The organism is Thioclava sp. L04-15 (assembly GCF_002020275.1).
Lineage (GTDB): Bacteria > Pseudomonadota > Alphaproteobacteria > Rhodobacterales > Rhodobacteraceae > Thioclava > Thioclava marina.
The window spans coordinates 214,564-233,496 of sequence record NZ_MPZW01000005.1 but is presented as its reverse complement, the minus strand read 5'-3'; the positions used below and the strand labels follow the sequence as shown (position 1 = coordinate 233,496).

The 18,933-nt window shown below is 64.6% G+C and carries 22 protein-coding genes; 11 read left to right on the top strand and 11 right to left on the bottom strand.

From position 1 onward, the window contains the following. Position 1: 1 nt before the first annotated feature. From BMI90_RS12980 to BMI90_RS12960, 5 genes are all read right to left on the bottom strand, one after another. Positions 2-1,132 carry an SPFH domain-containing protein gene (locus BMI90_RS12980; RefSeq protein WP_078529908.1) on the bottom strand — a complete coding sequence of 377 codons (1,131 nt, stop codon included), beginning with the start codon at positions 1,130-1,132 and terminating at the stop codon, positions 2-4. A 21-nt stretch (positions 1,133-1,153) separates the two neighbouring features. Further along, positions 1,154-2,122 carry a DUF2927 domain-containing protein gene (locus tag BMI90_RS12975; RefSeq protein WP_078529976.1) on the bottom strand — a complete coding sequence of 323 codons (969 nt, stop codon included), beginning with the start codon at positions 2,120-2,122 and terminating at the stop codon, positions 1,154-1,156. Beyond that, positions 2,122-3,297 (bottom strand): toxic anion resistance protein, encoded by a 1,176-nt coding sequence (locus BMI90_RS12970; protein ID WP_078529907.1) that lies wholly within the window; start codon positions 3,295-3,297, stop codon positions 2,122-2,124. The genes BMI90_RS12975 and BMI90_RS12970 overlap by 1 nt, the downstream gene beginning before the upstream one ends. Positions 3,298-3,349: 52 nt before the next feature. Beyond that, entirely contained in the window at positions 3,350-4,264 is a 915-nt protein-coding gene (locus BMI90_RS12965; RefSeq protein ID WP_078529906.1) for a 5-bromo-4-chloroindolyl phosphate hydrolysis family protein, read from the bottom strand. A 249-nt stretch (positions 4,265-4,513) separates the two neighbouring features. Next, the gene (locus tag BMI90_RS12960; protein WP_078529905.1) at positions 4,514-6,115 is read right to left on the bottom strand and encodes a pseudouridine synthase; all 1,602 of its coding nucleotides are present in this window, start codon (positions 6,113-6,115) and stop codon (positions 4,514-4,516) included. A gap of 124 nt (positions 6,116-6,239) precedes the next feature. Here BMI90_RS12960 and BMI90_RS12955 point away from each other — a divergent pair, with 124 nt between their 5' ends. Continuing rightward, a complete protein-coding gene (locus tag BMI90_RS12955; RefSeq protein WP_078529904.1) occupies positions 6,240-6,689 on the top strand; it encodes a nucleoside deaminase in 450 nt (149 codons plus the stop codon). A 13-nt stretch (positions 6,690-6,702) separates the two neighbouring features. On the opposite strand, the gene BMI90_RS12950 is transcribed toward BMI90_RS12955, so the two are convergent. Beyond that, on the bottom strand, positions 6,703-7,941 hold the full coding sequence (locus tag BMI90_RS12950; RefSeq protein ID WP_078529903.1) for a cyclopropane-fatty-acyl-phospholipid synthase family protein: 1,239 nt from the start codon (positions 7,939-7,941) through the stop codon (positions 6,703-6,705). A 241-nt stretch (positions 7,942-8,182) separates the two neighbouring features. Between BMI90_RS12950 and aspS the strand changes: the two genes are divergently transcribed. Beyond that, positions 8,183-9,964 carry an aspartate--tRNA ligase gene (gene aspS, locus BMI90_RS12945; protein ID WP_078529902.1) on the top strand — a complete coding sequence of 594 codons (1,782 nt, stop codon included), beginning with the start codon at positions 8,183-8,185 and terminating at the stop codon, positions 9,962-9,964. A gap of 96 nt (positions 9,965-10,060) precedes the next feature. Here aspS and BMI90_RS12940 read toward each other — a convergent pair whose 3' ends face one another. Beyond that, on the bottom strand, positions 10,061-10,537 hold the full coding sequence (locus BMI90_RS12940; RefSeq protein ID WP_078529901.1) for a hemerythrin domain-containing protein: 477 nt from the start codon (positions 10,535-10,537) through the stop codon (positions 10,061-10,063). A gap of 87 nt (positions 10,538-10,624) precedes the next feature. Continuing rightward, positions 10,625-11,332 carry a response regulator gene (locus tag BMI90_RS12935; RefSeq protein WP_078529900.1) on the bottom strand — a complete coding sequence of 236 codons (708 nt, stop codon included), beginning with the start codon at positions 11,330-11,332 and terminating at the stop codon, positions 10,625-10,627. 146 nt (positions 11,333-11,478) lie between these two features. Here BMI90_RS12935 and mce point away from each other — a divergent pair, with 146 nt between their 5' ends. Genes mce through BMI90_RS12920 form a run of 3 tightly spaced genes read left to right on the top strand, consistent with a single transcriptional unit; the run spans position 11,479 to position 12,884 of the window. Further along, positions 11,479-11,883 carry a methylmalonyl-CoA epimerase gene (gene mce, locus BMI90_RS12930; protein ID WP_078529899.1) on the top strand — a complete coding sequence of 135 codons (405 nt, stop codon included), beginning with the start codon at positions 11,479-11,481 and terminating at the stop codon, positions 11,881-11,883. Then, a complete protein-coding gene (locus BMI90_RS12925) occupies positions 11,883-12,152 on the top strand; it encodes a DUF1467 family protein (protein ID WP_078529898.1) in 270 nt (89 codons plus the stop codon). Before mce ends, BMI90_RS12925 begins: the two co-directional genes overlap by 1 nt. A gap of 54 nt (positions 12,153-12,206) precedes the next feature. Beyond that, a complete protein-coding gene (locus tag BMI90_RS12920) occupies positions 12,207-12,884 on the top strand; it encodes a DUF4396 domain-containing protein (protein ID WP_078529897.1) in 678 nt (225 codons plus the stop codon). Positions 12,885-12,900: 16 nt separating this feature from the next. Here the strand turns inward: BMI90_RS12920 and BMI90_RS12915 are convergent, their stop codons facing one another. Together BMI90_RS12915 and BMI90_RS12910 are read right to left on the bottom strand one after the other, a co-directional pair. After that, a complete protein-coding gene (locus BMI90_RS12915; protein WP_078529896.1) occupies positions 12,901-13,596 on the bottom strand; it encodes an EI24 domain-containing protein in 696 nt (231 codons plus the stop codon). Next, positions 13,593-14,195: a nitroreductase gene (locus tag BMI90_RS12910; RefSeq protein WP_245795020.1), complete on the bottom strand. Its 603-nt coding sequence runs from the start codon at positions 14,193-14,195 to the stop codon at positions 13,593-13,595. Before BMI90_RS12910 ends, BMI90_RS12915 begins: the two co-directional genes overlap by 4 nt. A gap of 120 nt (positions 14,196-14,315) precedes the next feature. Here BMI90_RS12910 and BMI90_RS12905 point away from each other — a divergent pair, with 120 nt between their 5' ends. Beyond that, on the top strand, positions 14,316-14,564 hold the full coding sequence (locus BMI90_RS12905) for a DUF167 domain-containing protein (RefSeq protein WP_078529895.1): 249 nt from the start codon (positions 14,316-14,318) through the stop codon (positions 14,562-14,564). Between the two features lie 3 nt (positions 14,565-14,567). Here the strand turns inward: BMI90_RS12905 and BMI90_RS12900 are convergent, their stop codons facing one another. Beyond that, on the bottom strand, positions 14,568-14,831 hold the full coding sequence (locus tag BMI90_RS12900; RefSeq protein ID WP_078529894.1) for a hypothetical protein: 264 nt from the start codon (positions 14,829-14,831) through the stop codon (positions 14,568-14,570). A 137-nt stretch (positions 14,832-14,968) separates the two neighbouring features. On the opposite strand from BMI90_RS12900, the gene BMI90_RS12895 reads away from it, so the two are divergent. The 5 genes from BMI90_RS12895 to BMI90_RS18590 all read left to right on the top strand — a co-directional run bounded on the left by BMI90_RS12895 (position 14,969) and on the right by BMI90_RS18590 (position 18,638). Continuing rightward, positions 14,969-15,742: a M48 family metallopeptidase gene (locus BMI90_RS12895; RefSeq protein ID WP_245795019.1), complete on the top strand. Its 774-nt coding sequence runs from the start codon at positions 14,969-14,971 to the stop codon at positions 15,740-15,742. Positions 15,743-15,795: 53 nt separating this feature from the next. After that, positions 15,796-17,088 carry a DUF2254 domain-containing protein gene (locus tag BMI90_RS12890; RefSeq protein ID WP_078529893.1) on the top strand — a complete coding sequence of 431 codons (1,293 nt, stop codon included), beginning with the start codon at positions 15,796-15,798 and terminating at the stop codon, positions 17,086-17,088. 64 nt (positions 17,089-17,152) lie between these two features. Next, a complete protein-coding gene (locus BMI90_RS12885) occupies positions 17,153-17,446 on the top strand; it encodes a DUF6455 family protein (RefSeq protein ID WP_078529892.1) in 294 nt (97 codons plus the stop codon). Beyond that, positions 17,446-17,706, top strand: coding sequence for a DUF6455 family protein (locus tag BMI90_RS12880; RefSeq protein WP_078529891.1), 261 nt, complete (start codon positions 17,446-17,448; stop codon positions 17,704-17,706). The genes BMI90_RS12885 and BMI90_RS12880 overlap by 1 nt, the downstream gene beginning before the upstream one ends. Positions 17,707-18,254: 548 nt before the next feature. Continuing rightward, positions 18,255-18,638: a hypothetical protein gene (locus BMI90_RS18590; protein ID WP_146671286.1), complete on the top strand. Its 384-nt coding sequence runs from the start codon at positions 18,255-18,257 to the stop codon at positions 18,636-18,638. The last annotated feature ends 295 nt before the right edge of the window (positions 18,639-18,933 follow it).

Sequence of the window (18,933 nt, the reverse complement as noted above, 5' to 3'; positions counted from 1 at the left end):
CTCAGCCCGCAGGCGGCGCGGCAGGCGGCGGAGGCGGGGGAGCGATGGTGAAGAGCTGCGCCAGTTCGGTCACGTCCTCGGCGCGCATCCAGCCGTTCTGGCCCGGAGTCCAGACGAGGCTGTCGCGGGTCAGCGAGCCCTCGGCGACCATCCGCCCCAGATGCCCACGCCCGTAAGGCCCCTGCGTCTGGCCGTTCACCGCGAGATGCCAGACCTTCTCGACCGGCGGGGGAGGCGGCGGTGCGGCGGCTGCGGGCTGCTGCGGCATCTGCCCCCACGGCCCCATCTGCTGGCCCATCGCCATGCCCATCCCGGCCCCCATGCCCGCGCCCATCGCGGCGCCCATTCCGGCCGAAGCACCCGAGCCAGGCTGGCCCATCGCTTCGGCGGCATTGAACTGCATGTATTTGTTCAGATCACCCACGATCCCCATCGAGGTGCGCTTGTCGAGTACGGCCTCGACCGCCTCGGGCAGCGAGACGTTCTCGATATAGAACTCGGGCAGCTCCAGACCGTAGGCGGCGATCGTCGGCGCGATCGCCTTGGTGATCAGCTTGCCCATATCGGCGGTGTTCGCGGCCATGTCCAAGACGGGAATGCCCGAGCTGGCAATGGCGCGCGAGAACTCTTGCACAATCACGTTGCGCAGCTGGTAGCTGATCTCGTCCGAGGTGAATTCGCCATCGGTGCCGACGATCTCGGTGAGGAACTTGCCCGGATCGGAGACGCGCATCGAATAGGTGCCGAAGGCGCGAATGCGCACCGGACCGAACTCGGGGTCGCGCGCCATGACCGGGTTCTTCGTGCCCCATTTGAGATCGTTGAACCGGGTCGTGTTGACGAAATAGATCTCGGACTGGAAGGGCGATTTGAACCCGTGATCCCAGTGCTGGAGCGTGGTCAGGATCGGCAGGTTGTTCGTTTCCAACATGTAGAGGCCGGGGCCGAACACATCGGCGAGCTGGCCTTCATGGACGAAGACCGCCGCCTGCCCCTCACGCACAGTGAGCTTCGCGCCATATTTGATCGCATGGCCCTCGCGCTCAAAGCGCCAGACCATCGTATCGCGCGTGTCGTCGGTCCAGCCGATGACATCGATGAATTCACCCGAGAGAAAATCGAGAATGCCCATGGTGCGTTATCCTTCCAGCGTTCAGCTCTCGCCGCCCATCAATTCGGTGGCAATGGTGGTCACGATCGGGCGCGCCTCGGCCTCGGTGATGCCGGGGCGCAGGCGCGGGTCATAGAGAATGCGCAGCAACAACTCGTCATGCCGGGTCAGCAGCGAGAATTCCTCGTCGTCATTGAAGATCGAGGGGCGCGCGCGCGGGTAGTCATTGGCAAGCCCGAGGCCTTGTGCGAGCTCTTCGTGGATGCAGCTCGTGCGCAGGCTCGGCGGATGCTCGCCACGGATCACGGCCACGGCCTGAGTGTAGACCGGGCTGTTGCCTTCGGAAAATGCGAAAACCACGCAATAGGTCGAAAGCGGCAGGTTGGTGATCGCCTCGACGCTGGTCTCGTCGATGCCGGGCACCAGCTCGCGCAGGCGCGGGCCGATGGCGCGGCGCTCGTCCTCGGTCAGGAACAGCACGTGGAAGTTACCACCCCCGCGAACAACGCTGACGGGGTGTTTCGACGCCCGCGCGAGTTTGCTGGCATAGGCCGTCACTTCGGCGCGATCCGAGGCGCGATCGGTTTTCGGAATCGCCGCGCCGAATTCGATATCCATGCGCACCGGTTGCTCCCAGCGGCGCAGGCGCGAGGGCGTCTGGCGCGCGACGAACCCACCGCCTTGCGGCGTGTATTCATCATAGAGCGCGATCTGCACGAAATCCTGCACCAGCTGGCGGGTCGTGAAGGGCGCGTCGCGCGGTTCGACATCGGTTCTCAACTGGCCGCGCGCCTCCATTTCAGCGGCGGTCCGGCTGTAATAGGCGTGCATCTCACGCGAGAGCGCGCTGGGCGCCGCGACCCCGGTGCGGTCGAGATCGGCGGGGGCTTCAGGCGGGCGCGCGGCCTGACGCGGGGCGAGCGGCGAACCGCCCATCCCCGGAATACAGCCCGAAAGCGCGAGGGACCCCGCAATCCCGAGCGACCAGCGCCAGACGCGCCCGCGTAGCATCATGCGGCCCCGCCGCCCTGTGCCGAGGATTTTGCCGCCGCCAGCGTGTCGCGCAGCTTGTGCTCCATCTCGACGAGATCCTTTTCTGCCTCGGCGCGCTTGCGCTTGCCTTCGTCCGCGATGCGCAAGGAGTCCTCGATCGTCGCGATCAGATCGGCATTGGCCGCCTTCACCGCCTCGATGTCGAAGACACCGCGTTCCATCTCGGTGCGGATCTCGGCATTGGCCTCGCGCAGGTTCTTGGCATTGGCGCGCAGCAGGTCATTGGTCAGATCATTGGCTTCGCGCACTGCGCCCGCCGCCTCGCGCGAGCGCTGAATCGTCACCGCTTGCGCCAGTTGGGTCTCCCACAGCGGCACGGTGTTCACGAGCGTCGAGTTGATCTTCGTCACGAGGCTCTTGTCGTTTTCCTGCACCAGCCGGATCGAGGGCAGCGACTGCATCGTCACCTGACGGGTGAGTTTCAGGTCATGCACGCGGCGCTCCAGATCGTCACGCGCGGCGCGCAGGTCGCGCAATTCCTGCGCCTTGAGGACCTTCTCCTCTTCGGGCGCATCGGCCACGGCCTGTTCGAGCGCGGGGATGTCGACCGAGTCGATCTGGTGCAGCTTCTCGGTGCCCGCAGCAATATAAAGCGCGAGCTCGTCATAGAAGCGCAGCGTCTTGTCATAGAGCATATCAAGCGACTTGATGTCTTTCATCAGCTTGTGCTCGTGGCTCAGCAGCTCGTCGGTCACGCGGTCGATCTGGCCCTGAACTTCCTCGAAGCGGGCGACGAAATTCGCGAAGGGCGCGGCGCGGCCGAGCAGTTTTTCCCACCAGCTGCGGGTACGGCGCACGTCGAGTTCCGACACCGAGAAGCCGCGGATCGTGGTGACGATGCGGCGCAGACTGTCACCTGCGGGGCCCACATCCTTGTTCTTCACGCCCGAGAGCATCTCCTGGCTGATCGCCTGGAGGTCGGTCTGCGCACGCGAGCCGAACTGCACGATCGAGCCGGTATCGCTCATGTCGAGCTCGGCCATGCGCGAGCGGATCGCCTCGGCCGTCTCCGGCGGGGCCTGATCGAGCGGCACCACCGCCTCGGCAGGGCCCGGCTCGGGCAGGAGGGTGCCGGTCAGCCCCTCAACCTCGGTCATCAGCTCGGTCGCCTTCTGGCGGGTCGTCTCGGTCATCTCAGGCCTCCTTGCGGCATCGGGCAAATCACCCGCTCACACTCTTCAAATGTCACTCTCGCCCGTTGGCGGCGGCAACCCCTTCGCGCGCGAGTCGGTCGCGCAGCACCTCGATCTCGATCTCCAGCCCCTCGCGCCCGTCTTCGAGCATCTTCTTCGTTCGGGCGGTGAAATTGGCCTCGAGGTCGTCAAGCAGGGCCGCGTAATCGTCGCGGGCCTTCGCGTCGCGAGTATTGCGCCAAAGATCGGCGAATTTCACCGTCGCGTCGCGCGCGCCCTCGAGATAGACGGTCATGTAACGGCGTGCCTGGGCAAGGTCGCCGGGATCTTCCTCGACTGCGCGGAACAGATCGCGCGCGGTGGTGGCGAACTGGTCGACACGGGAGATCAACACACGCTCACCCGAAGGGGTAATGGCGCTGCGCATCTGGGTCAGGTAGGCCTCGCCTTCCTTGACGACACGGGCGACGCGCTCCTGCTGGAACGGGTCGATATCCTCCATGCCCTTGTCCTTCATCGGGTCGAGTCCGAAGGCCACGAGCGAGATGATCGTGCCGATCACGCCGATCGCGCCAGCGCCGATCATGCCAAGCTCGGGGGCCTGGGCGCCGAGCGCGAGGCCGATGCCGTAAAGCACCGAGCCCACGATCTTGCGCGGAAAAGCAGGGCGGCGGGCGGCGGCGCGGGCGACATAGGCGAACTCGGCGCGCAGCCCCTCGCGGATCGTCCAGGCGGCACCTGCGATCAGTGCAAAGGCGCCAAGCGCGCGGGCCAGCGCAAACGGGCCCTCGCCGAAGGCGCCCAGCAGGAAGGGCAGGGCGGCCGCCACGATCCAGAACGGGCGGCCCTCTTCGGGATGACGGGTGTCGGGACGACGATGGGCGGGAATGGTGCGCGCATCGCTCAGGTCGGGACCGGTGCGAGGCGTGCCTTGTGGGCTGTATTTTCCGCCGTAACGCTGGGCCATCACACGCTCCCCGTGAGCGCGACCGACAGCGTCAGCGCGATCATCAACCAGAAAGCGATTCTCTTTTGCGCGCTGCGCGACATCGCCAGCCCCCCGTGCCAGCCACACGAGAGCGCGGAATTTCCGCGCCCTACAGGAATTTATAGGCAGGCCAGCGGAGTTGTGCCAGAGGCGGGGTGTGAAATTCGCGCAAAACCGCCGAGGGAAAATGCGCGTGCTTTTCCCCCTCGGCGATTCCCTTTCAATCGATCACTCGCGCGATTTGCCGCGCGGGCCCCCCTTGGGGCCGCTGCCGAAGGGACGGCCACCGGGTTTGCGGTCGCCATCGCGGTGGGATTTGAAGCCCTCGGCGCGCGGTTTGCCGCCCGGTTTTCCACCATGCGACTTGAACCCTTCCGAGCGCGGCTTGCCTCCCGGTTTGCCGCCATGGGACTTGAACCCCTCCGAACGCGGCTTGCCGCCTTCGGGGCGGTCGCCGCGCGGTTTGACGAAACGCGGCTTGTCCCCCTGCGGACGGTCCTCGCGCTTGCGGTCGTAACGTGGCTTGTCGCCTTCGTCGCGATGGGATTTGAACCCGCCCGCCCGCGGTTTGCGCGGCCCGCCGTCGCGTCCGCCTTCACCCTTGCCTTCGAACCGGGGCTTGCCGAAGCGCGGCTTGTCCCCACGGTCGCGGTCGTCACGATCCCGATTGAAACGGGGGCGGTCACCCTGCGGACGGTCGTCCCGATCCTTGCGGAAACGCGGTTTGTCCTCGCCACGATCATCGCGATCACGGTTGAAGCGCGGCTTGTCACCGCGCGGACGGTCGTCGCGATCGCGATTGAAACGGGGCTTGTCACCGCCGTCACGGTCGGACTTGAACCCACCCGTGCGCGGCTTGCGCGGCCGATCCTCGCGACCGCCCTCGTCGCGATCCTTGCGGAAACGCGGCTTGTCATCTCCGCCACGGTCATCGCGGTCGCGGTTGAAGCGCGGTTTGTCGCCACGCGGACGATCATCGCGATCCCGTCCGAAGCGGGGTTTGCCATCGCGTGCGCCCCGCTCGGGGCGGTCGCCATCGCGGCGCGGCTTGCGCTCGGGGCGATCCTCGCCGCCTGTGGGCGCGTCTTCCAGCAGTCCGCCGAGCTGATCGCGCAGCATCCGGCGCTTCACTTCCATCACGTCGCCCGGTTGCATGTCCATCAGACGGAACGGGCCATAGCTGATGCGGATCAGGCGGTTCACCTGCAGGCCGATTTCGGTCATGGCGCGGCGGATCTCGCGGTTGCGGCCTTCGCGGATGCCCACGGTCAGCCAGGCATTCGCACCCTGCTGGCGGTCGAGCGAAACTTCCATCGGCAGGAATTCCTCGCCGTCGATGGTGATGCCCTGACGGAGCGGGTCGAACAGCTGCTCGGTCGGGCGACCGTTCACACGCACGCGGTATTTGCGCAGCCAGCCGGTCTCGGGCAGTTCCAGACGGCGCTTGAGGCCGCCATCGTTGGTCAGCAGCAGCAAGCCTTCGGAGTTGAGGTCAAGACGACCGACATTCAGCACGCGCGGCATGCCCTCGGGCATTTCGTCGAAGATCGTGCGGCGGCCCTGTTCGTCCTTCTCGGTCGTGACCAGACCCAGCGGCTTGTAATAGAGCCAGAGCCGCGTTTCCTGCGGCGCGTCGATCGGCTTGCCGTCGATGGTGATCTTGTCGGTCGCCGCCACGTCGAGCGCGGGCGAGGTGATCTGCTTTCCGTTCACCGCGACCTTGCCGGCGAGGATCATCTTCTCGGCGTCGCGGCGCGAGGCCACGCCGGAGCGCGCGATCACCTTGGCGACGCGTTCGTTGGATGCGGATTTGCTGGGAGTATCGGTCATATCTCTGGTCCTTCAAGGGGAGGGGGCGCCGGACTCACTCGGGCGCGAAGGCTCGGGCTCTACACCTTTCCATCTCGCTTGGGAAGCGTCTTGATAAGGGCTGGTTTGCAAGCGATGAAGGGGCATGAGTTTCCGGTCTTTCATGCAACAGGCGCTGGCGGAGGCGCGCGCAGCCGCAGAGCGCGGCGAGGTGCCCGTGGGCGCGGTCATCGTCTCGCCTATGGGCGAGGTCGTGGCGGCAGCGGGCAACCGCACGCGCGAGCTGGCTGATCCCACAGCCCATGCCGAGATCCTCGCGATGCGCGAAGCCTGCAAGGCAGTAGGCTCCGAGCGGCTGCCGGGATACGACCTCTATGTCACGCTGGAGCCTTGCCCGATGTGCGCCTCGGCCATTTCGCAGGCCCGGATCGCGCGGCTCTACTATGGCGCGGCCGATCCGAAATCGGGCGGGGTCGCGCATGGCCCTCGCGTCTTCACTCACCCGCAAAGCCATCACGTCCCCGAGGTCTATGACGGGATCGGCGCCGCCGAGGCCGAGGCTTTGCTCAAGCGCTTCTTCGCTGCAAAGCGGTAGCGATGCGGCGGGTTCACTCGGCGGCCAGCCGTCGCTCTTCCTCCTCTGTGGCACGGTAAAGATAGTCGCGTGTCAGCGGCACATCACCGACCTCATGGGCGAGTTGATACTGGAACACGACTTGTCCGCCATGTCGGAAGGCCATCTCCGAGGCCACGAGATAGAACCGCCACATCCGGCAGAATCGTTCGTCGTAAAGCGCGCAGGCCTTCTCGATATTCGCCTCGAAGCGGTCGCACCAATGTTTGAGCGTTTCGGCATAATGAAGGCGCCAGACCTCGAGGTCGGTAGTGACGAGGCCTTCGTGTTCGATGGCGTTCGAGGCCTCCGACATCGCCGGACAATAGCCGCCCGGGAAGATGTATTTGGTGATGAAATCCGCCGTCGCGCCGGCCGGTCCCGAGCGACCGATGAAATGGATCAGTGCCACGCCCCCGGGGTTCAATAGGGAGCGCACCTTGCCGAAATATTCGCGGTAATGGGGGACGCCGACATGTTCGAACATGCCGACCGAGACAATCCGGTCGAAGCTCTCTGCCACGTCGCGGTAATCCATCAGCCGGATGTCGATCTTGTCTTCCAGCCCAGCAGCCTTCACCCTCTCGCGCGCCATCGCGTGCTGTTCGGTCGACAGGGTGACGCCGACCACCTGCGCGCCGAAATCACGCGCAAGCGTCAGCGCCATCCCGCCCCAGCCGCAACCGATATCCAGAACGCGCATCCCGGGCTCGATCAAGAGCTTCTTCGCGATATGGCGCTTCTTCGCCTCCTGCGCCTCGTCCAGCGTCATCTCGGGGCGCTCGAAATAGGCGCAGCTGTATTGCCGGTCCTTATCGAGAAAGAGATCGTAGAGCGCGCCCGAGAGATCGTAGTGATGCGCGACATTGGTGCGCGCCTTGTTGACCGGGTTGAACTGTGCGAAACGCCGTCCGAAGAAACGGCTCGCTTCGCGCGGCTTTTCGAACCAGGGCATCCCCGCCCCGGTCTGGTTGCGCACGGCGAGCGCCAGAAATCCCCGCAGGTCGTCATCCTCGATCGTATAGTCGCCGTCGGTGTAGCCCTCACCGACGCCCAGATCAGGCTTCAACACGATCTTGCGCACGACATCGGGGTTGCGGATCGTGATCCGGATCGGCGGGTCCGTCGCATCGCCATATCGTCGCCGGGTGCCATCAGGGTATGTCAGTTCCAGCGTGCCCTTGCGCATCAGGTGGCGCAGCATGCGGTCGAGTAACGCGTCCCAGGCTCTCATTGGCGTCTCCGGGTCTTGCGGGACGCGCCTGCGCCCCACGGGTGGCCGACGATGGGGGAACCGGGAAAGCGGCTCGGGGTTCCCTTCACCGGTCACGTTAACTGAAAGTTTGCGTTTTTTCGACCCGGCGCACCGTGTCGTGACTAAGGGGAGGCTGTGAACTGCTGCACAGCTTGACTTTTGCCCGCTCAACAGGTGTATCGGCGCGACAATACGCAATTCTCGATCCGGGGAGCCTCCCATGCATGCCTTTCGCAGCCATACCTGCGCCGATCTGAGCGCCGCCAATGCCGGTGAGACCGTCCGCCTCGCGGGCTGGGTCCATCGCGTGCGCGACCATGGGGGCGTGCTGTTCATCGATCTGCGCGACCATTACGGCATGACGCAGGTGCTCTGCGACGGCGACTCGGCCGCCTTCAAGGCGATGGAGAAAGTGCGCTCGGAATGGGTGATCCGCATCGACGGCACGGTGAAGCTGCGCGACGCGAGCCTGATCAACCCGAAGATCCCGACCGGTGAGATCGAGGTCTATGTTCGCGACATCGAGATTCTCGGCGAGGCCGAAGAGTTGCCGCTGCCGGTCTTCGGCGAGCTCGACTATCCGGAAGAAACCCGTCTGGCCTATCGCTTCCTCGATCTGCGCCGCGAGAGCCTGCACGACAAGATGATCCTGCGCTCGAACGTGGTAAAGTCGATGCGCAAGCGGATGTGGGAAGCAGAGTTCAACGAATTCCAGACCCCGATCATCACTGCGTCCTCGCCCGAAGGCGCGCGCGATTTCCTCGTGCCCTCGCGCCTGCACCCGGGCAAGTTCTACGCGCTGCCCCAGGCGCCGCAGCAGTTCAAGCAGCTGATCATGGTCGGCGGTTTCGACAAGTATTTCCAGATCGCGCCGTGCTTCCGTGACGAAGACCCGCGCGCCGATCGCTCGCCCACCGATTTCTACCAGCTCGACGTGGAGATGAGCTTCGTCGAGCAGGAAGACATCTTCAACACGATGCAGCCGGTTCTTCAGGGCGTGTTCGAGGAATTCGCCGATGGCCGCACCGTCGATCCGGTCTGGCCGCGCATCCCTTACGCCGAGTCGATGCTGAAATACGGCTCCGACAAACCCGATCTGCGCAACCCGATCGAGATGCAGGTGGTCTCCGATCACTTCCGCGACTCGGGCTTTGCGATCTTCGCGAAACTGCTCGAGCAAGAGGGCACCGAAATCCGCGCGATCCCGGCCCCCACGGGCGGCTCGCGCAAATTCTGCGACCGGATGAACAAATTCGCGCAGGAACAGGGCCTGCCGGGCATGGGCTATATCTTCTGGCGCAAGGCCGAAGACGGCTCGGGTCTCGAGGGCGCGGGCCCGCTGGCGAAGAATATCGGTCCCGAGCGGACCGAGGCGATCCGCCTGCAGCTGGGTCTGGGCGAGGGCGATGCGGCCTTCTTCCTTGGTGGCGCGCCTGCCAGCTTCGAAGCGGTTGCAGGCCGTGCGCGCAACGTGATCGGCGAGGAGCTTGGCCTGACCGACAAGAGCCAGTTCAAATTCGCCTGGGTCGTCGATTTCCCGATGTATGAGGCCGATGACGAGGGCAAGATCGACTTCAGCCACAACCCGTTCTCGATGCCCCAGGGTGGCACGGATGCGCTCGATGGCGACCCGCTGCAGGTCAAGGGCTACCAGTATGACCTCGCCTGCAACGGCTACGAAATCCTCTCGGGCGCGATCCGAAACCACAAGCTCGACATCATGTATCGCGCCTTCGAGATCGCCGGCTATGGCAAGGACGAGGTCGAAAAGCGCTTCGGCGGAATGGTCAAGGCGTTCAAATATGGCGCTCCGCCCCACGGCGGCTGCGCGGCCGGGATCGACCGGATCGTGATGATTCTCGCCGATACCGCGAATATCCGCGAAGTCATCATGTTCCCGATGAACCAGCGCGCCGAAGACCTGATGATGGGCGCGCCCTCCGAGCCGATGAACGAGCAGCTGCGCGAGCTGCGCCTGCGGGTGCTGCCCAAAGAGGACTGATCCGCGCGCCTGCGCCGCACATCAAAAGGCCCCGCTCAGGATCGAGCGGGGCCTTCTTCATTCGACTTGGCGGAAATATCCCGGGGGGCTGGCGGCTCAGTCTTCGAGCGAGTCCTTTTTCTTCTCGTCGACCAGCGACATTTCCTTTTTCTTCCGGGCACGGAATTTCTCGCCGTAATTCTCGATCTCGCTGTTGTCGATCACCTCGCGGGCGCGGGTGAAGACTTCATCTTCTTCCTCGTCCATGTGGTGGTTGTAATCGTGTTCGAGCTTGTGGAACTTGTTGAGCCAGCCGGGGCTCGCCATGTCCATCTCGTTGAGCTCTTCGAGAAGATCGTCGAGCTCGGCATGTTCCTCGACCGAGTGACGCGCAGAATCCTGACCCCAGGTCTTGCTCATCAGCTTCGAATAGAACGTCTCTTCCTCGGCAGCGGAGTGGGACTTGATGTCGTAATAGAATTCGTCCCAGGCTTTCTTGCGGGCCATGCTCGCGCCGGTCGTATCGGCGATGGTCTTGAGCAGCGCGCGGTGATGGTCGTGATCGGCCTTGATCGCATCATAGATCGAGGTCATCGGGGAATCCTCCGTCAAAATGGAATTTGACGGCTTAACGCGAGGCGGGTGCCGCGGGTTCCGGCCAGCCTGCGCGCGTAAGGCGCCTCAGAGTGCGCCCCCCGCCGCGATGCGTGCCTCGAGCAGCCCGCTCACCGCACGTATGTCGGCTTGTGACGGGCCACCCGTGCGCCCCAGTCGCCGCGCGGCCTGATCGAGCGCCGCGTCATGGGCCGAACGCGCGATGCTGGCGAGGAAATGTGCCGCGTAGGGGATCTGCGCACCGTCGCGCCCGGCCTTGAGCACCTCTGCGAGATGCTGGAGGTCGTCGCGCAGCGCGATCGGGTCCGGGATGATGACCGTGTCGCACAGGACGCGCAGCCCCGGCGGGCGCAATTCGGGCGGCAGGGCGGCAAGGATCGCTTCCTGAAAGACCGCGAGGCTCTCGACAGGTTTTTCAAGAAAACCGTCCGCGCCGGCGGCGAGCGCTTCCGCACGCAATGTCGTGTCGCCCGAAGTTCCCAGCACAACCGGCAGCGCGCTGCGCATGCCGCGTATCTCGGCGATCAGCTCGGCGCCCGATCCGTCGGGCAGGCCCATATCGACGATCACGACGCCCGGTCGATAGGTCCTCAGGTGGCGATGGGCCGAGCGCAGGCAATCCGCGCGCCGGATCCGCGCACCCGAGCGCAGGCATAACAGCCGCACCGCCTCCGAGGCGAAGCGGCTGTCTTCGACCAGCAGCACAGTCAACCCGGTCAGCGGGCGCCCGGGCGTCGGCGGTTTGTTGGTGATGGTGTCGATCGTGTCACTCATGTCTAGCCCCCTGGCGAGATTCGCTTGTCTGCTTCAGTAGGGCGTAAACTGCCTAACGCGGCGTTAACGCGAACAGGGGTGACGAGGCTTGCGCGAACCTCTTCGCCCCGCTAGGCAAAGGGCGCACAGTCACGAAGGAGAGCCAGATGATCGGACGCCTGAACCATGTCGCCATTGCCGTGCCCGACCTAGAGGCCGCTTCGGCGCAATATCGCGACACTCTCGGCGCCACTGTCGGCGCGCCGCAGGACGAACCCGATCATGGCGTCACGGTCGTCTTCATCGAGCTGCCCAACACCAAGATCGAACTGCTCTACCCGCTGGGCGAAGACAGCCCGATCAACGGGTTCCTCGAGAAGAACCCTTCGGGCGGCATCCATCACATGTGCTTCGAAGTCGATGACATCCTCGTCGCACGCGACAAACTCAAGGCCGAGGGCGCGCGCGTTCTGGGTGCCGGCGAACCGAAGATCGGCGCGCATGGCAAGCCCGTGCTGTTCCTGCATCCGAAGGACTTCAATGGCTGCCTGATCGAGCTGGAGCAGGTCTGATGAGCCTCACCGGCGGGATCATCCTCTTCGCGGTCATCTGGTTTCTCGTCTTTTTCATGGTCCTGCCGATCAAGCTGAAGACGCAAGGGGACGTGGACCAAATCGTGCCGGGCACCCATGCAGGCGCGCCGCACGAGGCGCATCTGGGCGCGAAGGTGAAGATCACGACGGCGGTGACGGTCGTGCTCTGGGCGATCATCGCCACGGTCCTCCTGTCGGGGATGATCACGCTGGAAGATATCGACTTCTTCGGCCGCCTGCGCCGCTGAGCGCTCGGAACAGAGACCGGCGCTGACGGGTTGGGGGGCTGGAAGAGAGGCCCCATGATCCCGCAATGGTTCACCCTGTTTAGCTGGCTTGCGCTCGCGACGGGCGTGCTGTCTTTTCTCTATCTGCTGCGCGAGATGCGCCGCGATCCGCCCCATATGGCGATCATGGCCTGGGTCTGGCCGATCTGCGGGCTGTTCGCCGGGCCGTTGGCGGTCTGGTTTCACCGGCGCTGGTCGGGCCACCGGAACGCGCCTTTTCCGGTTTCGGTCGCGAAGGGCACGCTGCATTGCGGCGCGGGGTGCACCCTGGGCGACATCGCCGCCGAGAGCCTTGCGCTGGTGATCCCGTCCATCTTGATCCCCTTCGGCTGGCCGGGGTTCTGGAGCGAGAGGATCTTCGCGCTCTGGGGGATCGACTATGTTTTCGCCCTCGCGATCGGGATCGTGTTTCAGTATTTCGCGATCGCGCCGATGCGTGGGCTGGGGCCGGTGGAGGGGCTTAAAGAAGCGGCCAAGGCGGATGTCGCCTCGCTCACCTTCTGGCAAATCGGGATGTATGGGATGATGGCGATCTTCCATTTCGCCGTCTTCAAGGGGCTTTGGGGCGCCGATGTCACGGCAGCCGATCCCGAGTTCTGGTTCGCGATGCAGATCGCGATGCTGCCGGGATTCGTGACCGCCTATCCGGTCAACTGGCTGCTGATCCGCGAGGGCATCAAGGAAGAAATGTGAAGCTCGCGGCGCGGGATTACCCGCGCCGGCCCATGATCGCGTGGAACAGGTGGGTGAAGCCCGCAGCGCCCAGAACCGGCACGAAGAGGTTCAGGAGCGGGATCGAGAGCGGCACCGCCATCAGCGCGCCGGCTGCCCAGACAGTCGCCTTGTTGCGCTCATAAAGCGCGAGCGCCTCGTCACGTTCCATCCGGCGCAGCGCAGCCATCTGGAAATATTCGCGCCCCAGAAGGTAACCGTTGAGCCCGAAGAACAGGAACGGCGCGAGCGGGATCACGAAGGGATAGATCGCCAGTGCGATCAGGTTCGCCACGATGATCACCCCGAAGAAGCGCAGCGTGTCCGAGAGGCTTTCGGAGAGGGTCAGTTTGCGCACCGGGGGCAGGGCGGGGTAATGCGCATCCTCGACCATCTCGGCCACATCCTCGAGGAAGAAACCGGTAAAGGCCGAGGCCACGGGCACCATCAGGAACATGCTCGCGATCAGCATCACGCCCGCCGAGACGATCGAGAGCGCGGTGTCGATATGGCCGATCTCTCCGATGAAGGGCAGCGAGAAGCTGTCGGGCACGAGCCAGCCGATCAGCCAGACCATTGCGACATAGATCGCGATCAGCAGGCCCAGCGACAGTGCAACGCCGATACCCACAACTTTCATCGCGCCGGGGCGCAACAGATCGCCCCAGGCTTTCACGTAACTTGCGAAGATCATTCGGTCATCCAGCTGGTGATCGCATCGAGATCGGGGCGGGGGCGGTCGACCGGGGTGACGGCCTCGGTGCCGAGATGGATGAAGCCCGCGACGCTCTCGCCCGGCTGCAACCCGAGCAGATCTCGCCCGAAGGCCGCGTCATGCGCAGCCCAACCGGTGAGCCAGTTCGCGCCCCAGCCCGCCGCCAGCGCGGCATTGAGAAGGGAGAGGCACACCGCGCCCGCGGAATAGACCTGCTCGATATGGGGCACCTTGTCGCTTTCCTTGGGCGAGAGGATCACCGCCACGCAAAGCTGGCTGTCGAGAAACTGCTTGCCCGCCTTCGCGACCTTGTCCGCCGGCAGGCCCTGAGCTTCGGCGCGGGCTTCGGCTTCGGCACCGAGGCGCAGCGCGGCGTCGCGGGTGATCACCAGAAACCGCCACGGCTCGAGCTTGCCATGATCGGGGCTGCGTGCGCCTGCCGTCAGGATTTCACGCAGCGCCTCGCTGTCCGGCGCGGGCGCCACGAGAGTCTTGGCCGGGCGCGAACGACGGGTGAGCAGAAACTCCACTGCCGCCTCGTTGCGTCGGGCCGGGTTCACGGGGGTCATTTCGGTCATCAGCGTCTCCGTTTCCTGCGCCAGATATCGGGCGAGCGCGGGCGGATTACAACCACATGATCCCGCAACGCCAGCGCGGGCGTCTTGTGCGCAAGATTGCAGCGCCTATGCTGCGCGTCGATGACAGATCTGAGCCACCTCGCCGTGTCCGGCACCGAAATTGCGCTGCGCGTGACGCCCAAGGCCTCGCGCAACGAGATTCGCATGGTCGAGGAGAGGTTGCGCGCCTATGTGACGGTGGTGCCCGAGGGCGGCAAGGCAAATGCGGCCGTGCAGAAATTGCTCGCGAAGGCGCTGGGGGTCGCGAAGACGCGGCTCACGCTGATCCGGGGCGAGACCGCCCGCGACAAGGTCTTCCGTCTCGACTGATCCTCAGCCGTCCTCGGTCGGGGCTTCGCTCTTCTTGAGGCGATAGACCCCCTCGGGCAGGTTGAGCGCCGCGGCCAGTTCGCGCAGCTGCGCATGGCTGAAGGTGATCGTTTGCACCTGATCGGTCTGCTCGTCGAGCTGTTCGACCACCACGCAATCCTCGAAAGAGGAAATCGTGATGTCTTCCTGAAGATAGTCGCGCGGATCGGCCCCCTCGTCGACGAGGGTGATCACGGTCGCGTCGAATTCGTGTTCGATGGTAAACATGAAATGATGCTAGCGCGGCGCTGGCGGCTGCGGAAGCGAAATCGCGCGCGTCGTGTAACAGTTGATCACCGTTGCGCTAGTCGAACGGGCGGGGGCGGGCTAAGCTGACGCAAGAGCGACGAAATTTCACGCTGTTTATGAACCGTTTGTCCGAGTCGATGCCGATCACACGCCCGCTTCGCCTGATCCTTCTGCCTTTTCTGGTCGCACTTGCAGGCTGCGTGGCGACGCCGGTCGCGCAGGTTCCGAACGCGCCACCCCCTTCGCCAGAGATCACCGCACGCGCCGAACAAGCGGTGGATCGACTCGTGGCGGTGGCACAGCGCATGGAGCCGCAGATCGAGGCGGAGTGTCGCGCGCGCACGACCGGGCGCAATTGCGATTATCTCCTCGTGGTCGATGACCGGCTCGACGAGCCACCCAATGCGTTCCAGACCACCGACCGCGCCGGTCGTCCGGTCATCGGGGTCACGCTCGCGCTGGTGGGCGAGGTGCGCAATGCCGATGAGCTGGCCTTCGTGATCGGCCACGAGGCCGCCCATCACATCGCCGACCATATCGCATCGCGCCAGCGCGACGCGGTGATCGGCGCGGTGTTCCTGGGGCGTGCGGCGCAGGCGCAGGGCGCGGATGCGCACACGATCCAGCAGGCGCGGCAACTGGGCGCGGAACTCGGGTCGCGGATCTATTCGAAGGATTACGAGCTCGAGGCGGATCGGCTCGGCACGATCATCACCTGGGATGCGGGCTATGATCCGCTCAAGGGCGCGGCCTTCTTCATGCGCCTGCCCGATCCCGGCGACCGGGTCCTGGGCACGCACCCGCCCAATGCCTTGCGCATCGACGTGGTTCGCGACACCGTGGCCGAACTGCGCCGGGGCGCAGGGGCAGGGAACCTTGCACGCCCTTGAGCGATTGAGGCTGAAACACAAGGGCGCCACGATGCGCCTGACACGGGGGACGGATGGCGATCTTTTCGCAACTGCGCTGGCGGTTGAAGAATGTCTTGCGCGAGATCTGGGTGCGGGTGAGCGCCTTCGGCCTGCTCGGCATCGTGACCGCGCTTGGCGCAGCGGGGTTTGGCTATATCGTGCCGCCCGAACTTGGCATGAAGATGGGGGCGGGCTCGGTCGAGCCGATCCTCCAGATCATCGCCACCGCGATGCTCACCGTCACGACCTTCTCGCTCCAGATTATGGTGACCGCCTTCGGTTCGGCCCAGACCGGCGCCACGCCGCGCGCGATCAAGCTGCTACAGACCGACCGCATCACCCAGAACGTGCTGGCGAGCTTCATCGGCGCCTTTGTCTTCTCGCTGGTGGGCATCATCGCGCTCGAGACCCAGATCTACGACGACTCCGGACGTTTCATCCTGCTGGTGGTGACGCTTTTCGTAGTCGCGATCGTGGTGTTGTCGCTGTTGCGATGGGTGCAGCATCTAAGTGAGTTTGGCCGCTTGGGCGACGTGATCTCGCGGGTGGAGAAGGCTGCGCGTGCGGCGCTTGTTACCCGCTGTGCCGAGCCCTGGCTGCGTGCGCAATTTTGGAAAGACCCGCCAACAGGTGTCTTCGGGGTGGCGTCGGACCGGACCGGCCATGTCCAGCATGTCGATATCGGTGCGCTCGAGAAGATCGCACGTGCTAATGAGTGCCGCATCTGGCTATGCGCGCCGCCCGGCGAGTTCGTTCATCGCGCCGTCGATCTGGTTCTGTGCGACGCGCTTCCCGTCGATGCCGAGGGGCGCGAGGCAATCGAAGAGGCCGTCCGCGACGCCTTCACCATCGACCACGCCCGCGATTTCGATCAGGACCCGCAATTCGGCCTGATCGCTCTGGCCGAGATCGCCTCGCGCGCGCTTTCTCCCGGGATCAACGACCCGGGCACAGGCATCGACATTCTCGGGCGGTTGATCCGCGTGCTGGCCGACTGGCACCCGCCGGGCACCCCGCATCGCGAGTTCGAGCGCGTTCTCGTGCGTCCCATCGCGCCGGGCCAACTGATCGAGGATGCCTTCTCGGCGATCGGTCGCGACGGGGCGGGGATGTTCGAGGTCGCGTTGCGGCTTCAGGAGGTGCTCTCGGCACTGGCGAAGATCCAGCCCGAGCATTTCGGGGAACCGGCGGCAATTCAGGCTTTGCGCGCGGCCGAGCTCTCGCAATCGGCGCTCGTCGTCGAGGCGGAGCGCACGCGCATCACTGCGCTTGCGCAGGAAACCGCCGCGCGATTCGGCGGGCCGGGAGAGACAACCGGAGCTTGATCTGAATCATGGCTGGCTCGCTGACGCCACGGCACAGTGGCCGTATCACACAGGGAGACCGGCCATGTGCGCAGCGAAGAATCTCAACCGTCACGCCGCCATGATGAACCGCATGGCGCAGCTCATGGGGGCCGATCTGAGCGCCGAGATGGCACAGGGCCGATTGAGCGCAGAGGGCTGGAAGGATGCCTTGGTCCGCTGCACCGAATGTCGCGACCCCGAAGCCTGCGTAGTCTGGCTTTCGGAGAACGATCCCGAGCAAACGCCTTTACACGCGCCACCCTCCTACTGTGAAAACCGCCTGATGATGTCCCGGTTGCGCGATGCAGCCCGGGCCCGGACCGAAGGAGTGGAATGATGGGTATGCAAAACAGTATCGACCTGAATTTCTGGCTGACCCGCGGCATGGCGCGGCGGATCGGAGTGAATATCTCCGAGGCAATGCATGACGGTTTTCTGACCCAGGCCGATTTCGCGCAGATGATCACGACATGCCGGACCTGCGGGCGTACCGAGCTGTGCTTGGCGATCCTCGCCGAGAAGGGCGCGGACCCCGAACCGATCCCCGAGGATTGCCCCAATTCCGCGATCCTCAACTCTCTGCGCGCGCTGCACTGAGCGCCGCGCAATCGGTGACGAGGCGATCCGGTCGCCTCTCACTTTTCGTTCGTGTGCTTTCTTCGCTTTTTTAACGACCGGTGCGGCCTGATCGGCTATGCTGATCGCTGCAAGCAGGGCCTTGTCGGATTGGGCACGCTCCGAGCCGTCGGCCGTTGGCAAGTGGTACTGCGCTGTGGCTGAAGATCCCCGAAATTATCCGAAAAAAAAATCCCGCCGCGGCTTAGCTTCCCTAGAAAAGATGCAGCCCATAATTTTCATTCGTAGGCACGTTGACGGGTTGGTGACCCTGTGAGCCCCTTCGCCTCAATGTGCGGGACGGCAAAGACATACTCAACACAACGAAGCCGATACTCTCGAGAAGGCTTGAATTACCCGATGATGGCCCGAGCGCGAAGGCCATCCCTTTCCGACCGTCCCGAGGCGCTAAGGCAAGGCAACGTCCCGACCGGCAAGGGCGGGATTTTGGGGCTGACCAATGGCGCTGAAAGAAGACACCCGGGATTGTTCTCGATGATGAGCAGATTGTCGGCATTGCCGATCTCACGGTGCCCACGGACAAGGCGGATTACTCCCCCGGCTCCAGCGCGATCATCACCACCGAGGGCGTAGAGGTCGGGGGGTGGCGTGACCTTCGAGGTCGATCACACGTTACCGATCCGGTCCCCTATGGCGTCTACGGGACCGCTGACGACATCACAGTCGATCTGGAGCGTGGCGGCCATGGCAGCGGGATGGTGATCGATAGAGACGAGGCCGATCTCGACAGTAAGGCCAAAGGCATCGTCGTCACCGAATGGCATGTGAACCCGGATGCCTCCCTGAATGAGACCTTCCTTCTGAATGCCGCCAGACGAGGTGGTTCCACCAATGCGAGTCTTGCCGATGGGTTGGCTACACTCTCGGCCGGTGGAGGAACGGCCGCAGCGTAATTCCGACGCCGGGTGATGAGCCTGAGGTGAAGGTTGTAGGCCGCGATAGCGATGTCTCGCGCGTTTTTGCGGGCACGCCCTCAGCCTCTGATGGCGTCGGCAGCCAGATCTGCACCCCCCGCTGGGATTACTCCGGAAATGCGTGGCAATCCTTGACGGAAATTTGTCCCGGAACGTGAAGAGCCATGGGCGCGGCTAAGTTCCAGCAGCAAGCTTACGGTGGTCTAAGGTATCACGCCCCGAGGAGCCGCGAAGCGAGCCTGAACGCTATCTCGATGCGCGTGCCCGCAGGCAA